General features: G+C 46.0%; 8 protein-coding genes. 3 read left to right on the forward strand and 5 right to left on the reverse strand.

Features of this window, described 5'->3' with window-relative positions; genetic code table 11:
* Positions 1-123: 123 nt before the first annotated feature.
* On the reverse strand, positions 124-555 hold the full coding sequence (locus tag ACLFWI_RS18750) for a nucleoside deaminase (protein WP_446414169.1): 432 nt from the start codon (positions 553-555) through the stop codon (positions 124-126).
* 237 nt (positions 556-792) lie between these two features.
* Here ACLFWI_RS18750 and ACLFWI_RS18755 point away from each other — a divergent pair, with 237 nt between their 5' ends.
* Positions 793-1,716 (forward strand): N-acetylmuramoyl-L-alanine amidase, encoded by a 924-nt coding sequence (locus ACLFWI_RS18755; RefSeq protein ID WP_446414170.1) that lies wholly within the window; start codon positions 793-795, stop codon positions 1,714-1,716.
* A 119-nt stretch (positions 1,717-1,835) separates the two neighbouring features.
* Here ACLFWI_RS18755 and ACLFWI_RS18760 read toward each other — a convergent pair whose 3' ends face one another.
* From ACLFWI_RS18760 to ACLFWI_RS18775, 4 genes are all read right to left on the reverse strand, one after another.
* Positions 1,836-3,638, reverse strand: a complete 1,803-nt coding sequence (locus ACLFWI_RS18760) for a protein kinase domain-containing protein (RefSeq protein WP_446414171.1) — start codon at positions 3,636-3,638, stop codon at positions 1,836-1,838.
* Between the two features lie 388 nt (positions 3,639-4,026).
* Positions 4,027-4,566: a GIY-YIG nuclease family protein gene (locus ACLFWI_RS18765; protein WP_446406689.1), complete on the reverse strand. Its 540-nt coding sequence runs from the start codon at positions 4,564-4,566 to the stop codon at positions 4,027-4,029.
* A gap of 9 nt (positions 4,567-4,575) precedes the next feature.
* On the reverse strand, positions 4,576-4,902 hold the full coding sequence (locus ACLFWI_RS18770) for a hypothetical protein (RefSeq protein WP_446414172.1): 327 nt from the start codon (positions 4,900-4,902) through the stop codon (positions 4,576-4,578).
* Positions 4,903-5,347: 445 nt separating this feature from the next.
* Positions 5,348-7,060 carry an ABC-ATPase domain-containing protein gene (locus ACLFWI_RS18775; protein WP_446414173.1) on the reverse strand — a complete coding sequence of 571 codons (1,713 nt, stop codon included), beginning with the start codon at positions 7,058-7,060 and terminating at the stop codon, positions 5,348-5,350.
* 779 nt (positions 7,061-7,839) lie between these two features.
* On the opposite strand from ACLFWI_RS18775, the gene ACLFWI_RS18780 reads away from it, so the two are divergent.
* Positions 7,840-8,826 (forward strand): AAA family ATPase, encoded by a 987-nt coding sequence (locus tag ACLFWI_RS18780; protein WP_446414174.1) that lies wholly within the window; start codon positions 7,840-7,842, stop codon positions 8,824-8,826.
* Between the two features lie 15 nt (positions 8,827-8,841).
* On the forward strand, positions 8,842-10,551 hold the full coding sequence (locus ACLFWI_RS18785) for a S8 family peptidase (RefSeq protein WP_446414175.1): 1,710 nt from the start codon (positions 8,842-8,844) through the stop codon (positions 10,549-10,551).
* Positions 10,552-10,700 lie beyond the last annotated feature (149 nt).

Consider the following 10,700-nt stretch of genomic DNA (forward strand, 5'->3'; position numbering starts at 1 on the left):
GTCATTGGTCATTTGTCATTGGTCATTGGTCATTGGTCATTGGTCATTGGTCATTGGCTCCCCCATCTCCCCATCTCCCCATCTCCCCATCTCCCCCTGCTCCCCCTGCTCCCCCTGCTCCCCTTAAACGCCGATATCTTCATTCCAGAGTTTGGGATGCTGTTGAATAAAGTCGCTCATCATCTGCTGGCACTCCTCTAGATTCAAATCCACAACCTCGACGCCATGGGATTCCATAAATTCCCTAGCACCAGCAAAGGTTTGAGACTCGCCAGCAATCACTTTTTTAATCCCAAATTGAACCACAGCCCCGGCGCAGAGGTAACAGGGCATTAATGTAGAGTAAAGGATTGTGTCATTGTAGTTGCCGATTCTACCAGCATGACGCAGGCAATCAATCTCAGCGTGGGTGACGGGATCATTCTCCTGAACCCGCTTATTATATCCCTGACCAATAATCTGACCCTCTTTGACTAAAACTGAACCAATGGGAATTCCCCCTTCCCGAAGTCCCTGTTGGGCTTGAGCGATCGCGGCTGCCATAAACTCATCCATAGTCTTGCTATCCTAGAATTCCCAAAATTTCTCGCTAATTAGTACGTCTCCAGAATCCTCTCCGGATCGGATTATCGGAATTGGGGAGAGGCAAACATACTTTCTGAACCACTATTGCCGATTTCATAAACGGAACAAAAGGGTGGTAGGGATGTCAACCCCTAGTGCATTGGTTCAGTCATCGGTCATCATCATAGTTTAGTTAGTTAACGTCTCATCACCAATTGGGAGTCAACGATGAAATACGGAATTGATATCGGACATAACTGCCCTCCAGATACTGGTGCTAGCAATATCAGGAAAGAAGATGATATGACCAAGGCGGTGGGGACGAGAGTGATCTCGAAACTCAAATCCCTGGGTCATCAAGTCGTAGACTGTACACCTAGTCGTGCTTGGAGTGTGAGCAACTCCTTACAACAACGGTGCAATACAGCGAATAACAATCGTGTCGATCAATTTATATCCATCCATTTTAATGCCTTTAACGGCAAAGCTAAAGGCGCAGAAGTCTTTGCCATCAGCAATACGGGGAAGGATATGGCTAAACCTGTATTAGATAATATTGTCGAGTTAGGGTACTTCAATCGCGGGATTAAAGATGGTTCCCATTTGTACGTTCTCCGGAATACAGCAATGCCAGCGATTCTAGTTGAGTGCTGTTTCTGCGATAATCAAGAGGACATGGATCGCTACGATGCCGAAGCCGTGGCAAATGCAATTGTCAAAGGATTAACTGGACAAACCGCATCACCGACGATTCCCCTTTCCCAAAATCCAATTGTTGACCTTCAGAAAGCTTTAAATCGGCTAAAAATCAGAAGTCCCAAAGGTACACCATTAAAAGAAGATGGTTCCAACGAAGCGGATACTACAGCAGCACTCAAAACCTTTCAGGCGATCGTTGGTGTTACACCCACAGGTACTGCCGATGCTAAAACCTGGCAGATCATTACTCAAATCTTAGCCATGCCAGTGTTGCGAGAAAACCATGCCACAGGATTTGTGGTTAAATATCTGCAACGTCGTATCGGGGCGACACCAGATGGAATATATGGTTCAGCGACAGCCGCCGCCGTTAAACGATTCCAACAACAACAAGGGATCACGGCTGATGGGATTATTGGTGCCCAAAGTTGGAGCAAAATACTAGCTGATTAAGTTTTGAGTTGTGAGTGTGTAGGGGCGGGTTTTACCGATAACGCTTTGGCTCAAACCACTAACTTAACTAAACCCGCCCATCACTAATATTGAACGAATGACCAATGACAAACCCCTACTTAATGCAAATCAGCTTCCCACACGCCAATATAAATGCGATCGCGTTCATTGCGTTCAATCACTCCTTTTAACGGAGAACCGTTGCTGCTGGTGAAACGATAACGATTGGATTGACGCTGATAAACCTGAGTTAATCCCTGGCGAATCTCTGGTGAGAGATTGCGACTCAGCATTTTATCTAAAGTGTTTGCCATGGTTTCTAATCCTACAGATTGGGCAAATGCCACCTCAGTTTGGCGCAAACGCTTAGTATCCCGATCAAACAAATAACCGAGACTGACGCGATCGCGAATAAAGTCTTCATAAGTCAATGCCTGGGTATTGTGCCACAAGCCTTTGGTTTGCTGGGTTGGTGTACCTAAGGCGGCTTCCACCACTTTTCGTGGGGTTCCTGGCGTAAATCCAGGAATTTTATTCGATAGAAGCGGTTCAGACGTGTGGTTTTCAGGTGTAGGTGAGGGTGAGGGTGAAGGTATGGGGGTTGGGTAAGTTACAGGAGACGGGGAAGGAGAGGGGGAGAGTAATACTGAAGGTTCAGAGGCAAAAGGCGTGGGGGGATCTGGAGAAGGGAGGAGTTCTGGAGATTCTTGGATACGGAATGTGGGATCAGGTGGGGGCAGGGGTGTTGGCGATTTTGGACTCACCAGTTTTGGCGAAGGCGTTGGCAGAGATAAGGGTGGGGTTGTCGCTGTCGGTGAGGGTGAGGGAGTATTTCCAGAAGAGGCAGATATTGACTCTGGGGGTGGCGGTACGCGACTTGAGGGTTCTAGAAGCCGGTTTAAACCCCAACCAACAGCCACAGCACTCAGGAGTAAGCCGCCAGCGATTAAACCGCCAAAGCGCCGAGAGGGTTGTTCCTCGTCTGCTTGTCGGGGTTTTCTGCGGATGGGAACGGTTGGCGGAACGGCTGGCTTACGGGTAGATGGGACAGATTTACTAGCACTAAAAAGGGATAATGTGGGTGTCGTGATTGTTGTCGGATGGGCGTTTAAGGCTTCCAGCATTTCCTTAGCATCCGCAAAGCGATCGCGCGGATGGAAGCGAATCGCCTGATCAATCACCGTAGCTAAATGGGAGTGACAATTGGGCGCATCCCGACGCCATAAAATTTCGCCACTGCGGATATCGGTTTCTAGGGTTTGCGGTAATTTACCCGTGAGCAAAAATACCGCAATTAAGCCCAAACTATACAGATCACTAGCATAGCGAGGGCGTCCTGCTGCTTGTTCGGCTGCCATAAACCCTGGTGTGCCAATGACTATCGATGGGGTGGTATTGGCTTGGGAATGGACAACCGTTTTAATCGCTTCTTTCACGGCACCAAAGTCAATCAGCACAGGTAATCCATCTCGCCGCCTGACAATCACATTATCCGGTTTAAGATCCCGGTGAACAATGTGACAACTGTGGACGTAATCCAGTACAGGCAACAGACTCAACAAAATTGCCTTGACTTGACCATCATTCAGCCGACCTTCCCGTTCTACAATTTGAGTCAGGGTATCCCCTTCAATCCATTCCTGAACCAAGTAAAATTGTCCAGACTCGGAAAAATAAGCAAATAATCGGGGAATTTGGTGATTACTTTCACCTAACTCTTCTAAAACCGCCGCTTCCCGCTGAAATCGCTCTTTTACTTGCTGATAGGTTTGGGGATCATGAGTCATGGGTTTAAGCTGCTTAATTACACACTTGCGTCCCGACGGCATGTAAGTATCTTCAGCGAGAAAGGTATTCCCAAACCCACCTGCCCCCAGCGTCTGGAGGATGCGATAGCGATTATTGAGCAGCGTTGGCGTCATGAGCGATTTAGGCAAGCTGTTTATGAATGATGAATTAGGAGTTATGCAGTATGAATTAAGCTAAGATTATAGTCTGGCAAACTGTATCCGACAAGGCTAGCAAAAGACTATATTTAGCGGTTGCTCTGGCTTCGTATCTATAGGAACCCCTAGAGCGTGTCCAGTCATCACAGTTAATTAGTGGCGAAAAAAGTAAATAAGCATGACCTCGAATGTCGTGAAGGGTCAATAGTAGGGGCGGGTTTAGGTACTAAGGCTAGCTGATTACCACAACCTGATCAACAAAACCCGCCCTGATTCACAGTGAAGAGATACTCCTTACAAGAGCCGAGAACGGAAACTAGACAACCCACGCCAAATTTACAGGTCTATTTTGGCTTAAATGTTGTTATTTTAAATCCAGTAACCCCTGCTCTTTTAATTTTGGATTAAAGCGAATCTCAGCTTGCACACCACGGGCATTTAATTGTTCGACTATTTCCGCTTCAACGCGCCGTGCTATTTTCTTTAACAGCTTAATTTGACCTAATTCTTCACTCTTGTTATAGGTGGCTTTATCCTCATCGGTCATCGTCTTTTTCGCATCAATCGGCTGATTCCAAATCGCTTCATCTTGACCATTCCCTGGCGGAATTTCCCCATTTTCTTCAATCCAAGCCTTGCGGATTGTTTCCAAGCGAGTGCGATTGGGGCGCTCAATGGTTTCCACTTTCAACCAATAGCAGGATTGAGGCTGACGGACTAGGTGTTGTTTTAAGCTGACATAAATATCACGAGAATAGTTGACCAGTTGCAGAGTTTTATCCTGGTCAAAAATGGCATAGACGCCGATTTTGCCGGATAAGGATTCCGGGAGATTACCCTCCTCGTCCAGATAAGGGATATATTCTAAGTCAGAGAGAGCGGGAATTGGCGTTTCAGAACTCATCAGCAATAGTTAGGCTATTTTTCGATAAATCGCGCAGAGGCGGCTGGGGTTGAAGATTTTGGCTTTGAACATGAAATTGGGAGGGACATTTATAATTGCATAATCGTCCGATTCGTGATACTGTTCAAACTCCCGTGGCATACCCTTGGGAGTCCCTTCGCTGTAGGGGACAGGTTGAAACAGTAACTCGGTGAATTCCAAATCTTGACAGTGCAGTTGTCCCGCGACTTGCTGGCGGAATGATTCACCGTTCAACAAGCTAAATAAATGGTTCTGGGCGTCTGGTTCGAGGACAAAGCTGCCATCAAAATTGTTAACAATTTTTAAGCTAGCCATAGTTGGGCAGAATTAGAATCAAGTTGACAACTGGGATGATTATACCTGCTTGTAGTAAGGGCTTTAGCCCTAGATTCCGTTGGGTAACAGTCGTCAACCCAACCTACAACTGGGATGATTATACCCCACATCTTGCACAACTCTTAGCCAACTAAATTTTTTTATCACCAAATTGTAGTGGCGTGACACAGCTAAAATGATGGATTAGATTGGCAGATTTTATGAGCGCACAACCTGCGCCCCTACAGTTTCTGGATAGAATTCTCATCCATTGCGATCGCTGCGTCTGGCTAAGTCATACCAGCCACGTAAATGGCTAATTAAATGGGTTACAGCTTAGTAGAGACGTTGCCGGCAACGTCTCTACAATAGTGCCGAACGTCCTAATCGATGTGTCTATTGCTATAACTAAACCCGCCCCGACTCAGACGAGTGGGAGAGGATGTTAATGATGCTCCCGTATTTGCAACGTCCGCAATCGATTTAAGGCGGCGGCTAACTCAAATCGTCGGAATAATACTAAGTCTCCTTCTGGCAAATTTCCCAGCAAATCTAATCCCTGAGATTCAATATCTGCCATCATCCGATTTAGCACTTCGGCAACTGTATTTTGCCCATTAATATAGTGCCGTTTGGCATAAACAATCGCTTCAGCAATTGCCCGTAATTGCCCTTTCTCCACAATCTGTTCAACGGCGGCTAAATCGATTTCCTCTTTGCCAAAGACAACTTCATCCACATCGCGCACCTTCAGCTTAACGTCTCGTGAACCGCGACTGGGGTCAATGCTTTCGGGTAAGGGAATACGCGCCGCAATCTCGCCAAACTCTTTTCCGCCTTCGGGAATCCGTTCTGTTTGATACTGTTTCGCGATCGCACGGGCTTTTTCGGTAACATCGTAGGGTTGGAAGTTATCCATGGCGATGACGGTATCGGCGACATCAAAGTAATCACCGCTACCCCCCATGACTACAATTGTGGATACTCCATAATCGGTGTAGAGTTGACGTATCTTATCGATAAACGGCGTAATTGGTTCCTTATCTTTGGCAATCAACTGCTGCATCCGATGATCGCGAATCATAAAGTTTGTCGCCGCCGTATCCTCATCCACGAGTAATAACTGGGTATTGGCTTCTAAGGCTTCAATAATATTCGCCGCCTGAGAGGTACTCCCACTCGCATTGGCGGTGGAAAATTGACGAGTAGACCGACCTTGGGGTAATTGGTTAATAAACGGCGAAATATCGACACTGGCAATACTACGCCCATCTTCTGCCCGAATCTTCACCGCTGAGGCTTGAGTCACCACAAATTCCCGTCCATCCCCCCGAATGTGATTATAGACCCCCACCTCTAGCGATCGCAAGACGGTAGACTTGCCATGATAGCCACCGCCGACAATCAGGGTAATTCCGGCGGGAATCCCCATCCCTGTTACCTCTCCCCGATTGGGACAATTAAAGGTTTCCCGCAAGGTTTCTGGGGATTGGAAGGGTAACGCATTGTCCTCTAATGGGCGATCATCCACGCCACTGCGTCGGGGTAGAATGGCATCATCGGCAATAAATGCCACTAAATCCCGTTCGGCTAACTGTTGACGCAACCAGTCTGCATCTTCGATGGTTTCAACGTGCTGTTTAATCTCTACCGCATCTAGAGAGTCGTACTTCAGCGCTTGATCAACAATCTCTGGAATATCCTCACACAACATTTCCGCCGCCTGACGCCCAGAGATACGTCGTCCCCGTGCAGGTAAGCCGACGACAAAGCGCACTTCGACGAGTTCATCATTGATAAATGCAGCCGTGCGTTCAATTACCGATTGTCCCACAGACACAATTGCAATCCGCCCACTATTCCCGGTTCCCCGGTGGGAACTGAATTCTCGCGCCACTAAATCAAACTGGCGTGTCAGGTAATCCCGTAAGGCGATTTCTCGACTACGACTTTGGTAAAGGGTTTTGGGAAAATCCGCCACCGCTTGGGACAGTTGCACCCGAACATGACTGGGACTGGCAAAGGGATCACCTTGGACGCGATCGACAATTAAGGTAAAATCCGAAAAGTGATAGCGTCCCTTGATATCCTTATAGGCTTTGTAGCTCTTGTTGTCAAGTTGGAGTAGGAGTTGGCGTAGTTTCTCGCGATTACTCATAACGTAGTAATAAAGTGGCTAATGGCTGCTTTCACACTACTACCAGATCCCCGACTTCTTAAAGGATATCGCTAGCGAATAGGGAGATTAGACTAAATCCTGGTTAACGAACCCCTTTGAGGAGAAGGCAGAAGGCAGATGACTCCCAGGAAAAAGTACCCACGGGATAAAGGAGTTTGAGTAGTCATGGCGTGGGTTTTGGAGTATAGGGAACAATTTTGTATTTATTCTGAAATAAAAACTTACAATATTATTGGCACATTACTGCTTGATTTCACAGTGTTTTCTCCTTAAAAAATGAATCTTTAATTGATACAAATAAATTGAATTATACACTTGATATAAAAATCGTTGATTGGAGTTGATTGAATCAATTCAAGGTCTTTTCCTTAGTATAGCCTTGTCCCGTAATAACACAGTGCAGCATCATCTCAAGAAACTACCACAGCCAAGTGATCACCTAACCCAATCGGGTAAATCACAGCCGCATTTTGATCCAGATTATCAGTGGATGGACAAGACTCACTAGCATATTCACGATTCAAAGCGGATCGCTATAGTACAAATGTCCTATACTAGAAGTGGTCAGCAAAACGATATAGTTAAATCCGATGAGCAGTTACAACTTGTGTACTTTTTGGATTAGATGTGACCATGACCTACCGAGGAGTTTTTGTCAAGGCGGAATTTGCCATCCATAAAAACGGCTAAACTGACCAACATTCAAATTGTAATAGTACTACAGTTAAGACTGCCACGAAAAAAGGCAAAGATCAATCATGTCCACTGCTCGGCACATTATAGCGCTTTTAAAGAGCCATCTGGAAGGTGAGGATCGGCAGTTCTATTCTGCTGCTCTACAGATGGCAGCTTATGAAGCAAGGCTGGGACATGGGAAGTTAGCTCAAGAAATCAGAGAGTTAATTGATCAAGCCAAAGAGCGTAAGTCTGTGATAGACCAAACACCTGGAATTATACCCTTAGCTCAACCCAAAGGTGATCTGGCGAATCTAGTATCCGTGAGATATCCAGAAACGCGGTTATCGGAAATGATTCTGCAACCTGAACTAGAGAGTCGATTAAAACGAATTTTAACCGAACAAAAGCAACAAAAACGGTTGCGGGAACATAACTTGTCACCTCGTCGTAAACTCCTATTTGTCGGACCGCCCGGATCAGGGAAGACAATGACGGCTGCGGCTTTAGCTGGAGAGCTGCACCTTCCGCTTTTTACCACACTTTACGAAAGTATTATTGGTAAATTTATGGGAGAAACTGCTAGTCGGTTTAGAGTTATTTTTAATGCCATGAACGTAACCAAAGGAGTCTATTTATTTGATGAATTTGATGCGATTGGCAGTGGGTGCACGACGGGAAATGATGTGGGAGAAATTCGGCGCATACTCAATTCTTTTCTGATATTTTTGGAAAATGATAATAGCCAAAGCATTATTATTGCAGCAACGAACCATCCCAGCTTATTGGATAATGCTCTTTTTCGGCGCTTTGACGATGTAATTAAGTACAAGTTGCCGGATGCAAAAATGATTCGCCAACTGATAAGAATACGGCTAGTAACCTTTGATATAGGATGGAAGGATTGGTCACGCATTATCGACGCAGCCGACGGACTCACTCAAGCTGAGATTGTCAGAGCGACAGACGAAGCGGCCAAACAAGCGATATTATCGAATACCAAACAAGTCAGCGAAGAAACTTTAATCTTGGCTATCCTGGAACGAAAGGATATTACCTTTGAGCAATAAGGAGTTCAATATCGAATGGTTGATCAGTCGCGTGATCGTCCTCACATCTATCTTCCCGATAGTGGTGAAAGCGAAAATTACACATCGCCACGTACAGGAACAACTCCACCACCGCCCCCTCGCGATAGAGAAAGACATGCTAACGAGTTAGCACGAGCGATTGGTCGATCCCTTCTTAAGGCTCGACAGCAGTTAGACTCTCGTGAACCCGAAATAGCGACGGGTAAACCGGGTTTTTATTTAGAATTTCAGGTGCTGACTGATCAGGCAAATGCGTTTGAGAAACTAGAAAATCGCCAAAAGAAGATTGAACTTGTAGCAGTACATAAGCCTGCTGAACAGGAGGATGTGGTCAAAGCAACGGTATTTGTACCCGAATCAGCCACTGACTATTTTCTGTCAAAAGTGGAACAATACCGTGATCAGGAAACGAAAAAAGGTAAGCCTAAGAATGAGGCATTGGTTGCCCGACTAGAAACGGTAGAGATTGGTACTGTTCGCTCACTGTTTACGGACGATTCAACTCTCTTTCCTCAAGATGAGCAAGAAGTTTGGTGGGAAGTCTGGCTGCGTCGCGACCAACGTGAAACGTTTAATACTATTACTGAGCGCCTGAATATTCAAACTAAGCCTCACGCTATTTCCTTCCCAGAACGGGAGGTTGTTCTAGCTATGGCTGATGTAGAAGCAATGGCGCGGCTGATCAAAAACTCAGATGCTGTTGCAGAACTGCGTATCGCCAAAGATACCCCATCAATGTTTTTGGACATGGGTCCAGTGGAACAAGTACGTTGGGCTAGAGATGTAGCAGATCGTATCCTTGAGCCAGGTCAACATGCGATCGCGTTATGTTTACTGGATAGTGGAGTCACCCGAACCCATCCCCTCATTGAGCCAACTCTAGATTCCAGCGATATGCATACCTATGAGCCTAGGTGGGGAGTCCGTGACAACTGGGGTCACGGTACTCAGATGGCTGGCTTAGCGCTGTATGCTGATTTACTGGATGTACTACAAACCTCTAATCAGGTAAAACTTAGGCATCGGCTGGAGTCCGTTAAAATACTCCAACCTAACCAACCGAACGAGCCTGAACTCTACGGTGCAATTACAAAGGAGGCTGTGGCTCGCCCCGAAATTCAGGCTCCAAATCGGCGTCGAGTTTTTTGCATGGCAATAACGAGTGAAATTCCCGCCTCTAATCAAGGAACTCCGTCATCTTGGTCAGCCGCAATAGATCAGTTATGCTTCGGTGAAGATGATTGGCTAAAGGTTACTCTTTCCTACTTCATTGAGCCAAATCCCGGGGAACGCGGATGGGGTCAGCGTCATCGTTATGCGTCATACAGCTTACGGTTTGAAGTAAAAAGACCCCTGGAAAGCCATGATGATTTTAGGAGACGAATCAATAAAGCGGCTAGAGAGGAAGAAGAAAACACAACAACTAGAACGGAGAGTGACAATTGGTTTCTCGGTTCAAAGCTAAGAAACCGAGGCTCAATCCATTCGGACATCTGGTATGGTACTGCTATTGAACTGGCACAAAGAAGTGCGATCGCCGTTTATCCAGTTGGTGGATGGTGGAAAGATAAAAAGCACTTAGAGCGTTGGCAGCAATCTGCTGGTTATTCATTAATTGTATCCATTCGAGTCCCAGAGGTTGAAGTCGATATTTATACTCCTGTCTTGAACCGAGTTAAACTAGCTATTGATATCAATACCTAGATAAGGCTAGCTACAGAATTCCTGATTTCTTGAACAAGTCGGAGATCTAGTCGTTGCTCAGAATTTCAGTGGTGGAACGCCGGAAATAGCTAACGTTACCAATGACAACTGACAAATGACAGATGACTCATCTCAACAAACGACCAACC

Source organism: Coleofasciculus sp. (genome assembly GCF_046539235.1).
Taxonomy (GTDB): domain Bacteria; phylum Cyanobacteriota; class Cyanobacteriia; order Cyanobacteriales; family Coleofasciculaceae; genus Coleofasciculus.

What these genes read in the sequence shown, in the direction of transcription:
- ACLFWI_RS18775 (WP_446414173.1), bottom strand. Translation starts at nt 7,060, where the DNA reads ATGAGTAATCGCGAGAAACTACGCCAACTCCTACTCCAACTTGACAAC.
- ACLFWI_RS18780 (WP_446414174.1), top strand. Translation starts at nt 7,840, where the DNA reads ATGTCCACTGCTCGGCACATTATAGCGCTTTTAAAGAGCCATCTGGAA.
- ACLFWI_RS18765 (WP_446406689.1), bottom strand. Translation starts at nt 4,566, where the DNA reads ATGAGTTCTGAAACGCCAATTCCCGCTCTCTCTGACTTAGAATATATC.
- ACLFWI_RS18750 (WP_446414169.1), bottom strand. Translation starts at nt 555, where the DNA reads ATGGATGAGTTTATGGCAGCCGCGATCGCTCAAGCCCAACAGGGACTT.
- ACLFWI_RS18755 (WP_446414170.1), top strand. Translation starts at nt 793, where the DNA reads ATGAAATACGGAATTGATATCGGACATAACTGCCCTCCAGATACTGGT.
- ACLFWI_RS18770 (WP_446414172.1), bottom strand. Translation starts at nt 4,902, where the DNA reads ATGGCTAGCTTAAAAATTGTTAACAATTTTGATGGCAGCTTTGTCCTC.
- ACLFWI_RS18785 (WP_446414175.1), top strand. Translation starts at nt 8,842, where the DNA reads ATGGTTGATCAGTCGCGTGATCGTCCTCACATCTATCTTCCCGATAGT.
- ACLFWI_RS18760 (WP_446414171.1), bottom strand. Translation starts at nt 3,638, where the DNA reads ATGACGCCAACGCTGCTCAATAATCGCTATCGCATCCTCCAGACGCTG.